Below are 20166 nucleotides of genomic sequence, written 5' to 3'. Positions count from 1 at the left end.
ATACTGCGCCCGGTTAGCTTGTCATCTAACCGAGTGATTTAATAGCTAGCGTTACCATTGGTAGAAAATTTACCCCAGGGTCTAATTATTTTTTTTCAAGAAAACTCTTAGTTAATTCAGCATGATTTGCTGTTTGAAATGCATACAGCAAATGAAGTGCATAGTTTAAGAAAGGTAAAAGATATTTACTCCACTTTCTTTTGAAATGTCTCTCTGCTTAGCCTTCCCCGAACACCGCAGATTCATGAACTCCTGCTTGTCTGTTGCTGAAATCACTCGTTAGAATGCCGCAAAATCATTAAAGCGGTTTATCTGAATGGACTCAGTAACTCAACGATTGGCAGTATCTCTATTGTTTCTTTCCCTAAGTTCGGTGGTGAGCGCCAATATGCTCAGCCCGGCGGATCGAGATACTATCCAACAGCAGCAGCGTGAACTGTTGCAGCAAAACCAACAGCAACGCCAGGAACTGCAACGCAGCCTGACGCCGGTGCTGCCGCAAACGCCAGCCGCCGTAGCCCCTGGCGGGCCGTGTTTCACCATCAATAATGTGCGCTTTGAAGGCGCCAACCTTCTGCCTGCCAGTGCGCGACAGGCGTTGACAAAATCTTATCTGCAGCGCTGCCTGAACCTGGCTCAGATCAACACCTTGGTGCAGCAGGTCTCCGATTGGTATATCGAGCGTGGTTATATCACCAGCCGTGCCTTCCTGACCGAGCAGGACTTATCCCTCGGCGAACTGAAGCTATTGGTGCTGGAAGGCCAGCTTGAGAAGATCCTGCTGGACCAACGGGATGACCGGATGCTGAAGATGGCGTTTCCCGGCCTGGTTGGGCACACCCTAAACCTGCGCGACATCGAACAGGGTATGGAGCAGATCAATCGCCTGCGCCAGCAACCGGTACAGATTGAAATTCTGCCTGGCAGCCAGCCGGGCTACTCGGTGGTCAACCTGACCGCCAAACCTGAGTTCCCGGTGATGCTGGGGTTGGGTTTTGACAACAGCGGGCAGAAAAGCACCGGCACCGGGCAAATTAACGGTTCATTGACCGGTAATAACCTGCTGGGGCTGGCAGATCAGTGGTTTGTTAGCGGCGCGCGCAGCAGCGATTTTGCCAGCGATCATGATGCCCGTAGCGTGCAAGCTGGTGTCAGCCTGCCTTACGGCTATTGGCTGGTGGATTACAACTACTCCTACAGCGACTACCTCTCGACGATCGACAATCAGGGCTTTGACTGGCGATCTAGCGGCGACAGCCAAACCCACCGCTTCAACGTCTCACGCGTCTTGTTCCGCAACAGCGATATGAAAACCGGACTGGCGCTAGGCCTGACGCACCGCATCAACCGCAACTATCTCAACGATACCCGGTTGGACAGCAGCAGCCGCAAACTGACCAGCGTATCGTTCGGCGCCAGCCACAGCCAAAAACTGTGGGGCGGCTTTGCCACGCTCAATCCTTCTTATAGCCGTGGCGTACCTTGGTTAGGCGCGGAAGATGACAGCGGCAAAGTCAGCGAAGCCCCCAAGGCGGAGTTTGATAAATACACCCTCTCCGGCAGTTATTACCTGCCGTTGGCGCAAGACTGGAACTACCTCACCAGCCTGTATGGCCAGTGGACGCCCGATCGCCTTTACGGCAGCGAACGCCTGACCCTTGGCGGCGAAAGCTCGGTGCGTGGCTTCAAGGAACAATATCTCTCCGGCGACAAAGGGGGTTACTGGCGTAACGAGGTTAACTGGACGCCGTTCAGCCTGCCGTATCTGGGCGATATTTCCGTCTTGGCTGCCGTGGATGGCGGTTATCTGCGCCATGATTCAGTCGACGCCTACGCCTCCGGCACCTTGTGGGGCGGCGCAGTTGGCCTGGGCAGCCGCAATCGTTATTTCAGCAGTCAATTTACCGTCGGCTGGCCGCTGGCGCATCCGGGCTGGTTAGAACCGGATCGGGTATCGATTTACTACCGCATCAACATCGTTCTTTAATTCACAGGAAAGGGTTTCAAGGATGAAGCAGAAAGATAATCAACCCGTTCATATCAGCCAGCGTTGGCTGAGTTATACCCTGTGCAGCCTGTTGGCGGGGCAGCCGTTGCTGCCCGTCATGGCTAACGGTGTTAACGTTGCGGCGGGTAATACCCAGGTTGATCAGGCTGGCAATGGCGTGCCGGTGGTCAACATCGCCACGCCTAATCAGGCCGGTATTTCCCACAATAAATACAACGACTTCAACGTGGGCAAAGAAGGGCTGATCCTCAACAACTCCACCGAGCGGCTTAATCAGACCCAGCTTGGCGGCCTGATCCAGAACAACCCCAATCTGAAGGCCGGGCAGGAAGCCCAAGGCATTATCAACGAGGTGGTTGCCCCGAACCGTTCCCAGTTGCAAGGCTATATGGAGGTAGCGGGCAAGCAGGCGAACGTGATGGTTGCCAACCCTTATGGCATAACCTGCGACGGTTGCGGTTTTATCAACACTCCGAATGCGACGCTGACCACCGGCAAGCCGATACTGGGGCCTGATGGCAAACTGCAGGCGCTGGAAGTCACGCAAGGGGCGATCAGCATTCAGGGCAAAGGGCTGGATGCCAGCCAGAGCGAAAAATTCGCTCTGATTGCCCGTGCCACCGAGATCAACGCCCAGCTTTATGCCCAGGATGCCACCATTACCCTGGGGGCCAACCGCGTGGATGCGCAAGGTAACGTCACCCCGATCGCTGGTCAGGGAGATGTGCCAAAAGTCGCGATCGATACCGGTGCGTTGGGCGGCATGTATGCCAACCGTATTCATCTGGTTTCCAGCGACAAGGGCGTGGGCGTCAACCTTGGTAATCTCAATGCTCGCGCCGGGGATATCACCCTGGATGCCAACGGCAAATTAACGATTAATAACAGTCTTGCCAGCGGTGCGCTCACGGCGACGGGGCAGAGCATCAGCCTGCTGGGTGACCATAAGGCCAGCCAATCCATTACGCTCAATAGCCAGGGTGACCTCAGCCAACAGGGCGGCACCCTGGTCAGCGATCAGAATGTCTCGATCGCCAGCGGCGGAAAATTGCAACTGAACACCGGCAAATTGACCGCCGGCAACGATGTCAGTTTGCGGGCTCGTGACGTGCTGGTGGACAGTACCAGCCAGATTGATGCGGCACGCCATATCGACATGACGCTCTTCAATAGCGGCCTGACGCAGGGGCAAGTGACCGCAGGGCAAAACCTTACCCTTAGCGGTGCTAGCCTGGTCAACAGCGGTACGTTGGCGGCCAATGGTGCGATATACAGCACTCTGGCCAATCTGGGGAATAGCGGCACAGTTCAGAGCCTTGGCAACCTGTCGCTGAGCGGCCAGTCACTTGCCAACAGCGGCAAGATATTGAGTGGTGGAGCGCTGAGCGTCTCCAGCCAGACGTTGGATCAGGACGGCACCCTGAGTGCCAAAGGCAAAGCCGATCTTACCGTCAGCGGAACCTTACGCAATGGCCACTACGCCGAGTTGCTGAGTGATGACAGCCTCACGCTGTGGGCAGGAACGCTACAACAGAACGGCCTGCTTTCTGGCACCACTGGGTTGTTCCTTGGCAGCGATGCGTTGACCACGGCGGCAGATGCCATCACTACCAGTCAGGGCAACATTTCGGTCAACGCTGCTAACGCCACATTAGGCGGTGAATGGAATGCCGGGGGCGATCTGGCATGGCGGGGCACGACGCTGAACACGCTGTCGGGGGCTCAGCTACAAAGCGGGGGCAACCTCGCCATTCAGGTTCAGCTTGCCACGCTGGCAGGCACCCATACGGCAAAAGGCACGTTGGCGGTAGGGGCCGACTCTCTGTTACACAGCGGTAAAAGCCATGCCGCAACGCTGGCCCTGAATGCGGATACCCTGACCAACCAAGGCACGCTGGTCGCTCCTGTCTTGGCGATCAACAGCCAGAAGCTGGCCAACAGTGGCCTGATTCAGGGTACTCAGACCCTGGATCTTATCGCCCGCCTGATGGACAACCAGCAAGGCGGCACCGTTTATACGGCCAACGCCTTATCCCTGGCGATCCCGTCGCTGAAAAACGCCGGACTGATCACCACCGATCGGGATTTGCTACTGAGTGGCGATCAATTGATCAACAGCGGCGAAATCAATGCCGCGAACCTGACGGCCAAAATCCAACGTATTGATAACCAGCAGAGCGGTTTACTGTTGGCCAGGCATACTTTGTCCCTCACCGGGATGGCGTTATCCAATGGCGGGCAACTGGCGGCAGAACAACTGACACTGAATACCGCCAATATCATCAATAACGGTACGTTGCAGGGTGATAGTGAGCTTGCCATCAAGGCAGCGGAGGTTACCAACCGTGGGCGTTTGCTCACTGGTGGTTCGCTGAACCTGATTGCCGATCACTTGACCAACGCCGGGGTCATGCAGGCGGCCATAATGGCCTTGTCGTTGGCCAAACGGTTCAGCAACCAGCAAGGCGGCTCCGTGAATGCGAGCGGCTCCCTGACGTTGGCCACCCCGCAGTTCAACAATGACGGCCTGCTGGCCGCGACGGCTCTGACCCTGGATACGACGTCTCTGTTCAATACCGGCACTCTGCAAGGTAGTAACCTGCTCGACGTCAAAACCTCCTCGCTGGATAACCAGCTTGGTGGTGTGTTACTTGGCGCAGGAGAACTGGCATTACAGGCGGACTCACTGACCAATGCTGGATTGCTACAGGGTACAACCTTGGATCTGTCGGCCCAGGAGTGGTTTAACACCGGTAATGTGTTGAGTGAGCAAACGGCGAACCTGAAAGTCGCAACTACGTTGACCAACCAGGGCAAGATCCTCGGCCAGAAAGGGATGAATGTCTCGGCGAGTTCATTGGACAACGCCGGGTGGCTGGCAGCCACTGTGCTCTCCGTCGTGGGTGACGTCATCAACACAGGGCTGATGCAGGGAAGCCAGTCGCTGCAACTTTCCGGCAGCCAGCTCAATAATACTGCCACAGGGCAGATGTTATCGAACGGAGCTTTACGCCTCGACGGCCAGCAGTTGATCAACCAGGGCGCGATGCAGGGGCAACAACTGACGGTTAACGCCCAGAGCTGGCAGAACAGCGGCAGTGCGCAGGCGCAACAACGCCTGACGGCGGAGCTTACCGGCGACATGCTTAACAGCGGCCTGTTGCTGAGCCAGGATCGGTTTGAACTCACGGCGGCCGATATTCTCAATCAGGGCACTCTGGCGGCAGATTCGGTGATATTGACCGCGCCACAGTTGACCAACAGCGGCCTGTTACAGGGCAACAGCCAACTGCAATTGACCATCCCTAACATCAGTAACCTTGCCAGCGGCAAGCTGGTCAGTGGCGGTGCTTTGGAACTGGCGCTCGATCAACTGAACAACGCCGGTTTATTGCAGGTGAACGATGACTTGTCTCTCACCGGTCAGCAATTTACCAACCAGGGCAGTATTGTGGCGAACAACCTGAACCTGGATGTGCTGGGGGCTTTTGACAACCAGCAAGACGGTAAACTCGTCGCTCGTGAAAATGCTACTTTCCGCAGCCAATCGGTGAACAATGCCGGGGTCTTGGCGGGTAATACGCTGGTGCTGGATAGCGGCACCGTGACTCATAGCGGCATCATGCAAGGTAATGTCGGGTTAACGCTTAATAGCACCGCGCTGAACGTACTGGCCGGTGCACAGCTGCTAAGTGGTGGCGAGTTGGCCATCAACAGCGGCGCAGTCACCAACGCCGGTTTCTGGCAGGGAAATAACCTGACGTTTGGCGTCGACAGTCTGGATAACATCGGATCGATCAACGCGGCTTCGGGCCTGACCGGCACTGCGGTCGACACGCTGCAAAACAGCGGGCAGATTGCGAGCCTGAATGCGTTGAACCTCAGCGCGGGCAACCTGATCAACAGCGGCAAGCTGGTGGCCAACCGCTTGACTCTGAATGCCGATACGCTGAGTAACAGCGGATTGTGGCAGGGAAGCGACTGGCTTGATGCCCACGGTGATGTGCTGACCTTGGGGGCGTCAAGCCGTGTGCTGTCTGGCGGTGCGTTGTCTTTGAATGCAGGGCAACTGACCTCTGAGGGAACGATCCAGGGCGGGCAGGCCCATATCACGGCCACTGATTGGTTGAACCGTGGCAGCCTGCTGGGGAGCGATTCTCTGGCAGTCAACGTCACTAACGAACTGGTGAATGAAGGGTCACTGCTTAGCCAGGGTGACGGCGAGATCCTGGCGCAAACGCTGACCAACAACGGTGCCGTGCTGAGTGATGGCAGCCTGTCTTTGGCTGGCGTAACGTTGAACAACCATGGTGCCGTGCAGGGCAACCTCCTCAACCTGGCGCAGTCCGTGGTGAATAACTCGGGCACGCTGATCGGTTTGCAGTCGCTAACGTTGGGTATTCAGGCGTTCTCCGCCCCGCTGCTGACGCTGGTGAACAGCGCCCAAGGCTCACTGCTGACTCAGGGCACGCTGAGCGTTAATGGCAGCACGGTGACCAATGACGGCCGCTGGCAGGGGCAACAAATCCTGCTGAATGCTCAGACGTTGAATAACGGTGGTGCTATCCAGAGTGCGGATGCGCTGCAACTGGTTCTGTCTGGGGCATTAAATGCGACGGCAGGCAGCAAAATTACCGCCATTGGCACTGCGGCGTTACAGGCGCTTTCGCTGACTAACGCCGGGCAGTGGCTGGCAAAAAATCTCAGCCTGCGTGCTGACAGTTTGAATAATCAAGGCGAAATCAGCGGTGTCGACGGGTTGACGGTCGCGCTAAGCGGAGCTTTCACCCAACAGCAAAATAACACCCTGCTGACGGCGGGTGATCTGAAACTGGATGCGGCCTCGATCTCCAACCTGGGGCGTATTCAGGGTAGCGACGTGTGGATTAACAGCGCTGCGCTGGATAACAGCGGACGCATCCAAGGAGAAACCGGGCTGACGCTGAACTTGTCCGGTTCGTTGACCAATAACGCATCGGGTACCCTTCTTAGCCAGAACGCTCTCACCATTACCACGCCGTACTGGGTCAACAGTGGCCTGATGCAAAGCGGTGCTGACACCTGGATTGGGGGGGCCGTGTCAGGGCGCAATGACGGCAGAATGCTTGCTGGTGCCGGTCTGTCACTCAACGGTACGCAATTTACCAACACCGGTTGGTTGCAAGCGGTCACATTGTTGCTGAATGCGGATGCAGTAGACAACAGCGGCACCCTGCTGGCTGAACTACAGGGCACGTTGACGGGAAGCAGCCTGAACAACCAAGGCACCGTCCAGGGAAACAGCCTGGTGTTGAATACCCAGCAACTGACCAACGGCGGCACGCTGCTTGGCACCTCTGGGCTTTACATCAATGCCAGCCAGGTAGCGCTTCAGACAACGGGGAAATTGTTCAGCGGAAGCGATTTACTGTTGAGCAGTAGCGGCTTTGACCAACAGGGCCAAGTTGTGGCATTGGGCAACCTGACGCTGCAACTGGTGAATGCCTTTACCAGCCAGAACGTGATTGCTGCAGGCCAGAGCCTGAATATCAGCAGCCAGGGAGCGTTGACCAATCAGGGCACTTTGCAGGGGCAGAGCGTCAATCTCACGACGTACGGCGTCTTGACCAACAACGGGCAAATCACCGGTGGGAGCTGGGGGAGCACCTTCAGTGGCAGCGCTATTGCCATGAATGCGGCAGGAACGCTGCAATCAGGGGGCGACGTGACCCTGAACAGCCAGAGCGATATCACCGTTGACGGATTTACCGGTACGCTAGGCACGATGACGCTGAATGCCACTGGCAGCCTGATTAACACTGCCTTGCTGTATGCCGGTAACAATCTGTACCTGCTGGCCAACAGCATCAAAAACCTGCGCGGTGACATTCTGGCAGGCAATAGCCTGTGGATGCAGCGCGACATGGCGGGCAATGCCAACAGCGAAGTCGTGAACAGCTCAGGTACCATCGAGACACAAAATGGTGATATCACCCTTAACACCGCCCATTTGCTGAACCAGCGCGATGGGTTGACTGTGACTAGCACTGAGGGCAGCGTACCGCAGTATTCCTGGGTGACAGATTTTGAGGCAAAAGTACCGCTGAGTTTCTTCAACAGAGGCGACTACGGTTACGTCATAAAATCTTGGGAATCGGGCGGTGGTAGCCCTGGCCACGGAGCTTCTCCAACAACGCATTACAGTTCAACGCCAACACCTTATCTGAATCAACGGATCAAAGAATTCGCATCAGGCATTTCGACCGTTACTGTAACGGCAAACGGTGGCGCTGCGCGCATCGCTTCCGGGCGTGATATTACGCTTTATGCTGGGCAGTTGGATAATCAGGCAAGCACTATTTTAGCCAACAATAACGCCTATCTGTCAGGGAGTAACCTGAATAACCAATCCTGGTTCTCGGGCAGTGAAACCCGCTATCAGACGTATCAATTTGGTTATGGCCTTAGCCAGGTTCCGCTGCCAGAAACCAATACTTCCAAAGGGGAAATTACCGCCAACTATATCCTGTACACGGCGACGGGCGAAGTACGCTATGAACGTGGAGAAGGTGAGATCTACCGCTCCGTTATTCAGGCGGGTGGTAACGTTGTGGCCAACTTTGCCAACGATCTCAGTAATACCACCACCGCACCTAACGCAGGCGGGGTAACTAACTCCCTCAATGCCCCGACGCTCAATACCCTGAGCCAACAGACTATTGGCGGTGCGGTAGAGAAACAGGCGTTATCTGCCAATGACAAGGCGGCGGTCAATTCTCCTGAATGGCAAGACAGCCTGCAGAATGCCCTGCAACAGATTAACGGTGGCAACGGCCTGGATAATGTCACGCCTGAACTTTCAGGTTTAGGAAAATACGGTGATGGTGGCCAAGGCAGCGCCAACCTGGGGGATGGAACAGCATTACAAAACACCACCACCGATGGCAAGGATCTGGTTGGCACGGATGGCAAGGGCTTAAATCACTATCAAGGCAAAACGGTCGATACCAGCGCGTATCCGCTGCCTACGGGCGAGAACGGCTATTTTGTTGCATCCACCGATCCGGATAGCCCTTATCTGATCACCACCAACCCGAAACTGAATGGTCTGGGACAACTGGATCCGAGCCTGTTTGGCGATCTTTACGCTCTAATGGGGATCACCCCAGGCCAGAGCCCGCGTGAAACTAACGAACAATTCACGGTGCAGGACAAATTTATCGGCTCTGCCTATTTCCTTGACCGCCTGAACCTCCACCCAGATTACGACTACCGTTTCCTGGGGGATGCGGCCTTTGATACCCGTTACGTCAGCAATGCCATGCTGAATCAAACGGGGAGCCGCTATCTTAATGGGATAGGCTCAGATCTGGAGCAGATGCAGACCCTGATGGACAACGCCGCCAAGGCGCAACAGTCGCTGGGCTTGAAGTTCGGGGTTTCGTTGACGGCGCAGCAGATCGCCTCCTTGGATCACAGCATCTTGTGGTGGGAAGCTACCAGCATCAATGGCCAGACGGTGATGGTGCCGAAGCTCTACCTGTCGCCAAAAGATGTGACGATCAATAACGGCAGCGTGATTGCCGGCAAAAATGTTTCGCTCACTGCCGGTAATGTCACCAACAGTGGCAGCACGCTGACCGCACAGAATACTCTGGCGATCGATAGCCAGAACAGTATCAGCAACCTCAATGCTGGCCTGCTCAATGCGGGTGGCGATCTGCAATTGAGTGCGATTGGCGATATCAACAATATCGGTTCAATCATCAGTGGCAAAACGGTGCAGTTGGAAAGCCTCGATGGCAGCATCATCAACCAGACGCTGACTAACCAGTGGGATACCCAGGGTTTCCTCGGTGGCTGGATGCCACAAAGCCTGTCACTGTCACGCACGGAAATTGGCAATATCGGCAGCATTCAGGCCTTGGATAGCTTAAGCCTGAGCGCTGGCAACAACATCGATATCCTGGGGGCCAAATTGACCTCCGGCGGTGCGATGGATCTGTTTGCGGGTGGGGATATCAACGTCCTGGCCAACACCACCTACAGTGCCGATAAATCCCAGGGCTGGCGGAGCGTAAAAGAAAGCGAAACCTACGGTAGCCAAGGTAGCGAAATCAGCGCCGGTGGGCCGCTGACAGTTGATGCGGGACGCGATGTCAACGTGAAGGCCAGCCAGGTCGGTAGCCAGAGCGATACGACGCTCGCCGCTGGACGTGACATCAACCTGCAAACCCAGGAAGCGAGCACCCGGCAGAAAGAAAACGGCACCGAACAGCGCAGTAATGATGCCACCCGCACTACCCTCACCAGCGGCGGTGATTTAACGCTGGATGCCGGCCGGGATGTGAATTCTCAGGCAGCGGCGATGGTGGCGGATAACAACGTCAGCCTGAATGCCGGGCGTGACGTAAACCTCAATACCCAGCAGACCAGCGAATACCGCGAGAGCAAGGAGGGCAAACGCCAGCAGGTGGACGAGTCTATCCGCCAACAGGGAACGGAGATTGCCAGCGGGGGTAACACCACGATCCACGCCGAACGAGATGCCACATTGAACGCGGCGCAAGTACAGGCCAGCGGCGATGTTGCCGTCAGTGCCGGGCGGGATATTACGCTAAACAGCGCGACCGAAAGTGATTACTCCTTCTTCGAAGAAACCAAAACCAAGAAAGGTTTCCTGTCGAAGACCACCACTCATACGGTGCGGGAAGATTACGCCACGCAGGAAAAAGGCACGCTGCTGAGCGGCGATAACGTATCGCTGTCTGCCGGTAACGATCTGTCGGTGAAAGGTTCCTCAGTCGTCGGTGACGGCAAGGTTAATCTGCAAGCGGGCAATAACGTAGAGATCGTGGCTGCAACGGAAGAGCAGTCCAGCTACCGGTTGGATGAGAAGAAAAAGAGTGGGGTGTTTAGCGGCGGTGGGTTGGGCTTTACCGTGGGAACCTCTTCATCGCGCCATCGGGTGAACGAAGACGGCACCACGCAGAGCCAGAGCGCCAGCACCATTGGCTCGACCGGTGGCGATGTGAATATCGTTGCGGGTGGCAAGGCACACATTGGTGGTGCGGATCTGATTGCGAACAAGAACCTGTCGGTGACGGGGGACAGCGTGCAGATCGACCCGGGGCAGGATATTTATCGCCGGGATGAAACCTTCGAGCAGAAGCAAAGTGGTCTTACTGTTGCGTTGTCTGGCCCAGTCGGCAGTGCGGTCAACACTGCGGTCACCACAGCGCAGCAGGCCCAGAAAGAGACCGATGGTCGTCTGGCCGCATTGCAGGGGACTAAAGCGGCATTGTCGGGCGCTCAGGCCGTGCAGGCGGGGCAGTTGGTGCAGGCACAAGGTGGCGATGCGCAGAGCATGGTGGGTATCAGTGCTTCATTAGGCTCACAAAAATCGTCTTCGCAGCAACATCAGGAACAAAAAACCGTCAGTGGTTCAACGCTGAATGCGGGTAACAATCTGACGGTTAACGCGACCGGCAAGGGGCACTCTGCCGACAGCGGCGATATCCTGATTGCAGGTAGCCAGTTAAAAGCGGGTGGAGATACCACGCTGGATGCGGCTCGTGATTTGCAATTACTCGGTGCGGCCAACACGCAAAAAACCGACGGCAGTAACAGCAGCAGTGGCGGCAATATTGGCGTCAGTCTGGGTGTGAGCGGGCCGAGCAGCGGTTTGAGCGTGTTCGCCAATGGCAACAAGAGTCAGGGCAACGAGCACGGTGACGGCACATTCTGGAGTGAAACCACCGTCGACAGTGGCGGCACACTCTCGATGCACAGTGGCCGGGATACCACGCTGGCCGGAGCGCAGGCCAGCGGTGAAACGGTGAAGGTTGATGCCGAACGTAATCTGACGCTGCAAAGCCAGCAGGACAGCGATAACTACGACGCGAAGCAGACCAGTATCAGCGGTGGCGTCAGCGTCGCGGTTATCGGCAGTGGTGGCTCAGCCAATATGAGCATGAGTCGTGACAAACTGCACAGTAACTACGACAGCGTGCAGGAACAAACCGGCATCTATGCTGGCAAAGGCGGCTTCGATGTTAAGGTGGGTGAGCATACCCAGCTTGATGGCGCTGTAATTGCCAGTACGGCAGAGGCCGATAAAAATCGGCTGGATACTGGCACGCTGGGCTTTAGCGATATCCACAATCAGGCAGATTACAAAGCCGAGCATCAAGGCGGCAGTCTGAGCACCGGTGGTCCGGTAGCTTCAGACCTGCTGACCAATATGGGCGGCATCGCACTGTCTGGTCTGGGTAATAAAGGGCATGCAGAAGGCACTACCCAGGCGGCGGTGTCGGGCGGTAGCGTGGTTATTCGTGACCAGGCTAACCAGCAGCAGAATATCGCCGATCTGAGCCGGGATACGGACAATGCCAACGGCAGCATCGGGCCGATCTTCGATAAGGAGAAGGAGCAGAATCGCCTCAAGGAAGCACAGCTGATTGGGGAGATTGGCGGGCAGTCGATGGATATCATCCGTACACAGGGTGATATCGACGGGCTGAAAAAGGCGAAAGAGAAGTACCCAACCTTGACCGCTGATGAATTGCGTAAAACCGACATCTATCAAACGGAGATGCAGAAGTACGGTACGGGCAGTGATTTGCAAAAAGCGGCTCAAGCCGTGACGGCGGCGCTGCAGGGCCTGGCTGGTGGGGATATTGGCCAGGCGATTGCGGGTGGGTTAAGCCCATATGCAGCAGAGCAAATCAAAAAGTACACGGGTGATAATAAGACTGCCAATGCGCTTGCCCATGCGGTTTGGGGGGCAATAGCAGCACAAGTGAGTGGCAACTCGGCAGCAGCAGGAGCCGTGGGTGCCGCCGGTGGTGAATTGGCCGCGCGTTATCTGGCAGAGAAGTTATATGGCGCAGACACGCCGGAAAAAATTGCTAAACTGAGTGAGGAGCAAAGGCAGAATCTCAGTGCGCTTTCTACGCTTGCAGCAGGTTTGGCAGGTGGGGTGACGGGGGATAGCACTGCTAATGCTCTGGCGGGCGCTCAGGCCGGTAAGAATGCGGTGGAGAATAACTTCCTGAGTCAGGGAAGCCCACAGAAATACACTGATAAGTATAAAGAATGTAATGGAAATGCTGGTTGTGAGCAGGGTGTCCGTAAGGATATGGCGCAGGAGTCAGCGGAGAACATCCAGAAGCTGAAATCATGCTGGGATGCCGGGGATGCCGCTTGTGTTGCAGATACGCGTTCGAAAATAGAACTCGATGAGAAAGCGTATACTGAGTTACGCCAGCAGGACAACATGGCCGGGCGTGCTTATGAAGACTCGGCAAAATGGTATGCTGATATTATTGATCAGTGTGCTGGTAAGTGTGATTGGTTAGAAGCTTCATTGCTGAAGACCGGAGCCGATGGGCTAGGTAACTTGGTTTATGGTGCGTTGGGTGCGGGGAGCCTGCCGAAACCGGGACAAACTGTAAGCGCGAACGATCTTAAGGTTGCCAGCGAAATTAGTAAGGATATAGCATCTGTTGGGAAGCAGACAGACATTGGATTTGCGGCAAAGCAAACTAAGAAAAGTGCAGGGCAAATAGTTATTAAAAATATAAATCAATCTGAGGCAATTGAAAATTTATCTGCCAATGGTTATATAAAATCAGTTTCGAAAGATGGTTCGGTTACCGTTATGACAAAGGGCGAGAAAGTATATAGATTCTATCCATCTTCAACTGGAGGTGGGATTGCTGGTGCTGAATCTGGGGTACCGTCTGCCTCTGTATCAGTAAATGGTAAAATCATTTCTAAATTACGTTTCCCAGGAGAGTGATGCCGTGACTATCGAACATAATAATGCAATAACTCTTCTTAAAAATGTTGTGAGGCTCGGAACTAATCTTCCTGCTCACGTTTTTCACAAAAAATTTGCAAGATATTTCTTTTTTGATAATGATATCTGCACATCAGACGATTTGATTAGTGTGACTAAACTAGTCATTAGTGAGTCTTTTGGGTATGACTTAATTGCGAGCGTTTTCTCTAGTTCAGATTTTAGATACTTAGGCAATCTACATATGAATGAGGATTGGATCGCTAAAATAGTTGCCTTAAGCACTGAAATGAATGGCTCTGGTGATTATGGAGGTCTAATTATTTTAGATCAGAAAAAACAATGGGCAATATTCCAGAAAACCCCTGTTGAAGAGGGTGTGTTGGGGGTCAATAGCAATAAAAAACTAGAGGCCATAAATGATTTAATTTATGAGAATTTTGTTGATTGCGAGAAATTTAAAGAATGGCTGGGGGAAAGGACATCACATGATGTTGAATTAGTCGAATCCATGGGGAGAGATTATTTAATGAGTATGGTAGAAAACTATAGAGAAGCATAGTTTACGTATTTACTAATGCTCGACTATTATCACAAAACCCCGAAAGCGGTAATGGCAGAGACGAAAAGCGCTGTTATGATGGGGCGTTGGTTGCTCTTTAACAGCGTTGGGGAAAATGGCGTAACGGGCTGAAAAAGCGCGTCTGGGAAAAAAGTTGCCTGAGCCAGAATGCACAGGGGAAAAGTGGTTGTAAGCTGCTGAGTGTACTAGGAAAAATGCTGTTGGTTGGCTGGCTCCGCACAGGATAAAGTTGTTGTGGAGAATAATGCGCTGAATGGAAGTAGCTTCGGTAAGGGCATGGCAGACATAGGGATGTCGCAAACCTCGCTTGGTGCCTCCATGTTGCAAGGTGGTGCTTCACCGGATGAAATCGTAGCGGCCTTGGTCAAGAACGCTCAGGGAGACATGCCGGAAGGCCAAGATGCGGTTAAAGGTCTGTTGACTGCCTGGGGCGAGTTCTTCGGGGTGCCGGTCAGTGCGTTGACGGCAAATGGAGAAATGACGCCAGCAAAAGCCGCAGAAATCATGGCCAGCGGTGTACCAACCAGTGAAGCGAAACTGGTGCAGTATGTGCTTGCTAAAGCCGTTCTAACCGTGGCAAAAAGTTCTGATCTGGGGCTATCGGCATCGAATCAGAAATATGTAGATATCCTTTCACCAGAAGCTAAACAGCATATCTTGTACGGGGATAGCCCTACGCAGGGTGGACATCTATATCCAGGAAATCCAGGTAAAACAGTCTTCCCTCAAAACTGGTCAGCGGACAAAGTTGTCCATGAGATAGGTGATATAGCTACTTCACCTGATACTCAATGGTTCGCTCAGACTGGGACTGGCGGGCTGTATACGAATGCCGGGAAACCGGCAAGATGGGCTGCTTGGGAAGTGCGGGATGGTGTTAGAGTTCGAGTGGTATACGAGCCAGCTAATGGGAAAATTATAACAGCGTTCCCAGATAGTAATCCTACCCCTCCAGCCTTAAAACAGATTAAGAAATAGAGTGGATGTAATGGATATTAATGACAAAATTAGATCATTAGGTGAAGGACTAAAGGATCGGTTGGATCCTTCTCTGGTCGACTTTGCTCTTGAGTATATTGGGTTCTCAGAGAATGTATTAGCGTTCGAAACTCTATGTGACCATATCGCTGATCATGATGTTGTTATTAGTAAAGATGAGTATATACAAGTACTTAAAATAGCCAACGATCTTGGCTTGGAAATAGACAGTAGATATACATATATAAATCCAGAAAAAGAATCTTCGTAAATCGATGCAACCCCGGCCTTGGCCGGGGTCTTTGCTTCTATGCCCTGAGAACTTCCTCTTCTCGCCGCTGTAACCGGATCACACCGGGTGCGGCGGTGATCTCCAACTGTTCCGCATCGGTGATCCCCGACTCGGTGATCCAGTCGCCGCCGATGATCAACTCGCCGTTCTCCCGTACCCAATCCGCCCCCAAATCTTGCCGCTGAAGGTGGTGAACCCGTTCGCACATCGGCTCCCGTTCCTGAGCGACAAGACCCGCACCCGGCGCGACCATATGAAATACCTCACCCTGATACAGTCGATAGCGTTGCTGCACCAGTACCAGCGGGAGGTAAAACGGGCCGAGCACCGGGTCAGCGTTATCGAGTATATCGAGGTGGCGCGGGAGGATATCGCGTTGGCCAATCGGCTGGCGCATGAGGTGCTGGGGCGGACTCTGGACGAGATGCCGCAGCAGACGCGCAAGCTGTTGGTTGGTTGACTCCGCACTGGATAAAGTTGTTGTGGAGAATAACTTCTTGGCGGTTCCTGTGCCGGTTTCTCCACCGGTAGCGCTGCCGAATACGTCCATCAATGGTGCAGGCGGAAATGAAGCCTGGGATGCGGATGATGGCTCAGATCCAAGTAAGTCTCGTGAAGAGAACGCGCGTCAGCCGAATGTGGCGAAGGATCTGACGGATGAAGATAAAGCGGAAGCGGGTGGGACAGGATCTGGAACGCCAGGTGGCTGGGAGCCTCAGGATGAAGAGAATGCGCGCAATAAAGAGGGGATTTCTCAAAATATTCCCTCTAAAAACCAATTAAGCGAATCAGCAGCGTCTCCTAATCGGAACGGGCTAACTGATGCCGGAAGAGCTTTGCAAAAGCACGGTGGAAGAGAAGGCTCTACATATTCATACTCTAGTCAAAAAGCTGCAGTCTTGAACCAAGAAGGACAAGCTATAGTGAATGAAATACTAGGGAATCCGAATAGTAAAATTGAATCCAGAGTCGTTTTTGAAAATAAGCAAAAAATTACTGTGGTGGAGGTTACAGCCCCTGATGGTAGGGCTCTCAGATATAATGCTGATGGTACTAAGTTGATCTGCTTCCGTGAGCCACCGACGAAATAATGAGGGATAACCAATGTTAGAGTATAGTGTCGGCAGTTCGATGGATAGGGATGATCTATATGCTGAATTATCATTTAATAGAGTTCAGTGGGGGGAAATCTCATTATCCGAGGATAGGAAATCCGTGAATATTATTATTTACCCCAATGATAATGATGTTCTCGAGTTCAAATATGATGAGTTTTTACATCTTGTTGAGAAGGCAAAAAACCATCTTCTCAAGCTGGAACCATTAGTTGAATGAAGATCTCGGCCAACTGGCCGAGATCTTTACCTCTACGCCAGAAATCCCCCATCTTCCCGCCGCTGCAACCGGATCACACCGGGTGCGGTGGTGATCTCCAGTTGTTCCGTATCGGTGATCCCGGACGCTATGATCCAGCCCCCACTGATGATCAGCTCGCCGTTCTGCCGTACCCAGTCCGCTCCCAAATCCTGCCGCTGTTGGCTGGCTTCGCACAGTGCGCTCCAGGTGGCCGCATCGGTGACGGGGTGATCCACAGGCCATCGGGCCGGAGCGTGAGCTGTAATGGCGTGCCGGGGGGAAAACCCAGCCCGGCCAGCGTGCTACCGTCGATAATCAGCGCCGGGATCGGTTGGGATGTGAAGGTGATGTTCATGCTGCCCCCTTGTCGATATAGCGGCGGAAGTCGTCGCCCTCGAGGCTCTTGCACAGGGCCTCATGGGGGCCGGTGATCAGCCGTTCCAGCATCTGGCGCTGGGTCAGGCCGTGGTGGTGCGCCAGTCGTTCGAGCACAAAATGGGCGACGAGGCTGACTTCGATGTTCAGGCGTGAACTCACTCCCTCGTCGCGACGGCGTGCGCGGTACTCTGCCTGGCGTTATGCGTTGGTCTTGGCCATGATGAACCTCCCTGTTACTGCGTAACTCATCTTACTAAGTAAGTAAAAAACACGGTGAGGTGTTTTATTGAGCGAATTTAATGAGTGTGCGGACTCTTTGCTGATGTTTGGACGCGCCTCGCATAAATGAGGTTTCCACAGCTAACAAATTGAATATATTAAGTATAAATATTATAAATTAGTCGTCTAACTCTAAGCGGTAGGCTCGGCCCATCCGGCAAACAATTAGCGCCTGAAGATGACAGCTCAAAATATAGCATGCATAATGACAACACAAATGACACCACGCAGGCGGAATGAAAATGAGCACCATCCACTTCAGAATCGATGAGGAAACCAAGCGTCTTGCGATGCAGGCTGCGGAAAGACAGAAAACGAGTCTGACAGAGGTTATGCGGCAACGGGCGGAGGAACTGGCCGCAGAGGAACGCCGCTATCAGAACAGTGAACATGAAGGCTGGTTGGAGCAGCAGATAATAGCTGCATTCAACCGCTATGATAGCGGTGAGAGTGACTTTATCAGCAATGATGAAATGGAAAATCACATGGATGAACTGAAAGCGAAGGCAGCACGGGGCGAACTGTGATAGTAGCCGTTCAGTGGGAAAAACAGGCGCGAGCGGACAGGGAAGCGATCTTCCTCTATCTGTACGAGGCTGCTGGCATTCTGGTAGCTAGCGCTACAGATGATAAGTTCGTCAGCATGGTTGATATCCTGCGGAAAAATCCGCTGGCAGGTACCAACGCTGGAAGCGCAGAAAAACAGCGCAAACTAGTGGTACCCCGCTTCCCGTTTATTATCGTCTATGTGGCTGAGAGTACCTCTGTTCGTATCCTGCGGGTAATACATACTTCGCGGAAAATAGCAGGCCGATACAGTAAAAGTTAGACTTCTAAGCTCACGGCACCTGCTGCTCCAGCGTCTGCCCATCCTTACTGGTAGCCTGCAACTGCCCCCGTAACGACGCCTTAAACGGTCCATCGCTGTTGAGTAACCCCTTCAATTGCAGCTGTAAATTACCGTCACCCTCTAGCGGCACATGCTGCCAACCCCATTGCTGCAAGGTATTCACAGGTACCGAACGTCCGTTAAGGGACAGCGTGAACGGCTTACCGGGCAGTTGGCTGATGTTGGCTTTGGCATCCAACAGGCCATCGGGCATAAAGGCGCTCAGCTCGGTAACGTTGATCTGCTGCGCATCGGCATCCAACGCCAGTGAAGGGCGGCGCACGTCGATTTTGTTAAAGGTGGCTCCCCCGGCATTGAGTTTCAGCGAACCGGACCAAATCCCCCACTGATGGTCACTGGCTAACAGCAGGTTGCTGCCGTAGCCATCCAGCGAAGTGAGCTGGAAGGGGAAATCCGGGTTGATATCGATGATCAGATTACGGTTGGTGCTCATCTTGCCAACGTAAACCTCTGCCAGCCAGCTTGGCAACGGCTGTAACCAGAGTTGGCGCCAGTTAATGGGCAACGTGTACTCCAGCGCGGAGACCGCCACCTCGTCGAGTTGCAGGCGCTTGTTGGCGCGCAGCCAGTTGCCGGTGGTACGCAATAACCCACCTTCCCAGCGGGTGGTGAATTGGCTAATCGCAATCCCGGCCGGGGAGAGCTGCATATCCATTATCGGATCGATCAGATGGAAGTTGCCGTTGATCAGATCGTCGGCGGTGAAGTTGATTGCGCCTTCCTGACTGCTCCAATCCCCTTGCTGGAAGGTGATATTTTGCATCGACAGATCGAGATCGTTGGCCGCCCAGGCGTTACCCTCCAGGCGAGCATTAATCAGATCGAAGCGTTTCACCGTAATGGATGGCAACGCCGTAAAACGGCTCCAGAACTGCTCCAGCGTCATGGGCACTTGCAGGCGGACGTTGCTTAGCCGCAAGCGTTCAACCAACCAGCTGCCATCGGCGGCGCGGCTGGCTACCCCGGTCAGATCGCCCTGTGCCAGATCGGCACCAAAGTCGCTCAAGATCAGCTGGTTTTGTTTGATTTCACCCTGGATCAACACCTGCGAAGCTGGGATACCGTTGACAATCATTGAGCCAGCGCTGAACTGGAACTGATTGTTATCCCCGAGCAAATGGCCAGCAGTAGGCTGCCACGGGTTGATCCCTGCATTGACCTTCTGTGCGTTAAGCTGCCAGCTATTATCGTTGGATTGCAGCGCCATATTGCTCAGTTGCAGCACATCGGCCTGTATGGGCAGCGGCGCGCCTTGCAAAGGCTGAACGTTCAGGCTGCCGTCGCGCAGCGTGATGCTGTCAAAATGACGTGGTTCGGTGATTTGCCGCAGACTGAAAGCCATATCAACCTGCTTGGCCGCCAACAGCTGTGGCTGGTTATTGCGGGCGAGCGTGACGTCCTCCAGGCCGATCTGCCCTGGTTTGCTCCACGAATGCGATATTTTTCCTACCGACAGCTGATAACTACCACGATCGCTGACCCATTGACTCAGCCAGCCAGCGGCCCAGCGGGTTTGCCCCACCACGTAAAGCAGCACAATGGTCAACACCACCAGCAGCAGCAACGTGAGCAATAGTTTTCCGATAAATTTCATCAGCGG

12 protein-coding genes and 3 pseudogenes are annotated in these 20166 nt (G+C 54.0%); 11 read left to right on the top strand and 4 right to left on the bottom strand.

What is annotated here, in order from left to right; genetic code table 11:
* Nucleotides 1–316 precede the first annotated feature (316 nt).
* The 6 genes and pseudogenes from ACRDCA_RS05335 to ACRDCA_RS05310 all read left to right on the top strand — a co-directional run bounded on the left by ACRDCA_RS05335 (nt 317) and on the right by ACRDCA_RS05310 (nt 15622).
* Nucleotides 317–1987: a ShlB/FhaC/HecB family hemolysin secretion/activation protein gene (locus tag ACRDCA_RS05335; RefSeq protein WP_438688597.1), complete on the top strand. Its 1671-nt coding sequence runs from the start codon at nt 317–319 to the stop codon at nt 1985–1987.
* A 22-nt stretch (nt 1988–2009) separates the two neighbouring features.
* Nucleotides 2010–13790, top strand: coding sequence for a hemagglutinin repeat-containing protein (locus ACRDCA_RS05330; protein WP_438688596.1), 11781 nt, complete (start codon nt 2010–2012; stop codon nt 13788–13790).
* A gap of 4 nt (nt 13791–13794) precedes the next feature.
* The gene (locus ACRDCA_RS05325) at nt 13795–14352 is read left to right on the top strand and encodes a hypothetical protein (RefSeq protein ID WP_438688595.1); all 558 of its coding nucleotides are present in this window, start codon (nt 13795–13797) and stop codon (nt 14350–14352) included.
* Between the two features lie 246 nt (nt 14353–14598).
* Nucleotides 14599–14958, top strand: a pseudogene (locus ACRDCA_RS05320) (hemagglutinin repeat-containing protein); the annotation flags it as partial.
* Nucleotides 14947–15351 carry an EndoU domain-containing protein gene (locus tag ACRDCA_RS05315; protein ID WP_438688619.1) on the top strand — a complete coding sequence of 135 codons (405 nt, stop codon included), beginning with the start codon at nt 14947–14949 and terminating at the stop codon, nt 15349–15351. The pseudogene ACRDCA_RS05320 and the gene ACRDCA_RS05315, both read left to right, overlap by 12 nt.
* Before the next feature lie 10 nt (nt 15352–15361).
* Entirely contained in the window at nt 15362–15622 is a 261-nt protein-coding gene (locus tag ACRDCA_RS05310; protein WP_129938841.1) for a MafI family immunity protein, read from the top strand.
* Nucleotides 15623–15659: 37 nt separating this feature from the next.
* Here the strand turns inward: ACRDCA_RS05310 and ACRDCA_RS05305 are convergent, their stop codons facing one another.
* Nucleotides 15660–15896 carry a hypothetical protein gene (locus ACRDCA_RS05305; RefSeq protein WP_438688594.1) on the bottom strand — a complete coding sequence of 79 codons (237 nt, stop codon included), beginning with the start codon at nt 15894–15896 and terminating at the stop codon, nt 15660–15662.
* Here ACRDCA_RS05305 and ACRDCA_RS05300 point away from each other — a divergent pair.
* The 3 genes and pseudogenes from ACRDCA_RS05300 to ACRDCA_RS05290 form a co-directional block, all read left to right on the top strand.
* Nucleotides 15822–16097: pseudogene (locus ACRDCA_RS05300) on the top strand (DNA primase); the annotation flags it as partial. The gene ACRDCA_RS05305 and the pseudogene ACRDCA_RS05300 overlap by 75 nt on opposite strands.
* A 28-nt stretch (nt 16098–16125) precedes the next feature.
* Nucleotides 16126–16734, top strand: coding sequence for a hypothetical protein (locus tag ACRDCA_RS05295; RefSeq protein WP_438688593.1), 609 nt, complete (start codon nt 16126–16128; stop codon nt 16732–16734).
* 13 nt (nt 16735–16747) lie between these two features.
* The gene (locus ACRDCA_RS05290; RefSeq protein ID WP_438688592.1) at nt 16748–16978 is read left to right on the top strand and encodes a hypothetical protein; all 231 of its coding nucleotides are present in this window, start codon (nt 16748–16750) and stop codon (nt 16976–16978) included.
* Between the two features lie 32 nt (nt 16979–17010).
* On the opposite strand, the pseudogene ACRDCA_RS05285 reads toward ACRDCA_RS05290, so the two are convergent.
* Nucleotides 17011–17354: pseudogene (locus ACRDCA_RS05285) on the bottom strand (hypothetical protein).
* Nucleotides 17351–17536, bottom strand: a complete 186-nt coding sequence (locus ACRDCA_RS05280) for a hypothetical protein (protein ID WP_438688591.1) — start codon at nt 17534–17536, stop codon at nt 17351–17353. The pseudogene ACRDCA_RS05285 and the gene ACRDCA_RS05280 overlap by 4 nt, the downstream one beginning before the upstream one ends.
* Before the next feature lie 362 nt (nt 17537–17898).
* Here ACRDCA_RS05280 and ACRDCA_RS05275 point away from each other — a divergent pair, with 362 nt between their 5' ends.
* Nucleotides 17899–18183: a damage-inducible protein J gene (locus ACRDCA_RS05275; protein WP_438688590.1), complete on the top strand. Its 285-nt coding sequence runs from the start codon at nt 17899–17901 to the stop codon at nt 18181–18183.
* Entirely contained in the window at nt 18180–18485 is a 306-nt protein-coding gene (locus ACRDCA_RS05270) for a type II toxin-antitoxin system RelE/ParE family toxin (RefSeq protein WP_438688589.1), read from the top strand. The genes ACRDCA_RS05275 and ACRDCA_RS05270 overlap by 4 nt, the downstream gene beginning before the upstream one ends.
* Before the next feature lie 10 nt (nt 18486–18495).
* On the opposite strand, the gene ACRDCA_RS05265 is transcribed toward ACRDCA_RS05270, so the two are convergent.
* Nucleotides 18496–20160 carry an AsmA family protein gene (locus tag ACRDCA_RS05265; protein WP_438688588.1) on the bottom strand — a complete coding sequence of 555 codons (1665 nt, stop codon included), beginning with the start codon at nt 20158–20160 and terminating at the stop codon, nt 18496–18498.
* Between the last annotated feature and the right edge of the window lie 6 nt (nt 20161–20166).

This window comes from Serratia sp. (in: enterobacteria), assembly GCF_051654945.1.
Taxonomy (GTDB): Bacteria; Pseudomonadota; Gammaproteobacteria; order Enterobacterales; family Enterobacteriaceae; genus Chania.
The sequence above is the reverse complement of the archived record's forward strand: the minus strand, read 5'-3'. Positions and strand labels throughout refer to the sequence as shown.

Coding starts and splice junctions, on each gene's coding strand:
- ACRDCA_RS05335 (WP_438688597.1), top strand. CDS start 317: ATGGACTCAGTAACTCAACGATTGGCAGTATCTCTATTGTTTCTTTCC.
- ACRDCA_RS05330 (WP_438688596.1), top strand. CDS start 2,010: ATGAAGCAGAAAGATAATCAACCCGTTCATATCAGCCAGCGTTGGCTG.
- ACRDCA_RS05310 (WP_129938841.1), top strand. CDS start 15,362: ATGGATATTAATGACAAAATTAGATCATTAGGTGAAGGACTAAAGGAT.
- ACRDCA_RS05305 (WP_438688594.1), bottom strand. CDS start 15,896: ATGGTCGCGCCGGGTGCGGGTCTTGTCGCTCAGGAACGGGAGCCGATG.
- ACRDCA_RS05290 (WP_438688592.1), top strand. CDS start 16,748: ATGTTAGAGTATAGTGTCGGCAGTTCGATGGATAGGGATGATCTATAT.
- ACRDCA_RS05275 (WP_438688590.1), top strand. CDS start 17,899: ATGAGCACCATCCACTTCAGAATCGATGAGGAAACCAAGCGTCTTGCG.
- ACRDCA_RS05265 (WP_438688588.1), bottom strand. CDS start 20,160: ATGAAATTTATCGGAAAACTATTGCTCACGTTGCTGCTGCTGGTGGTG.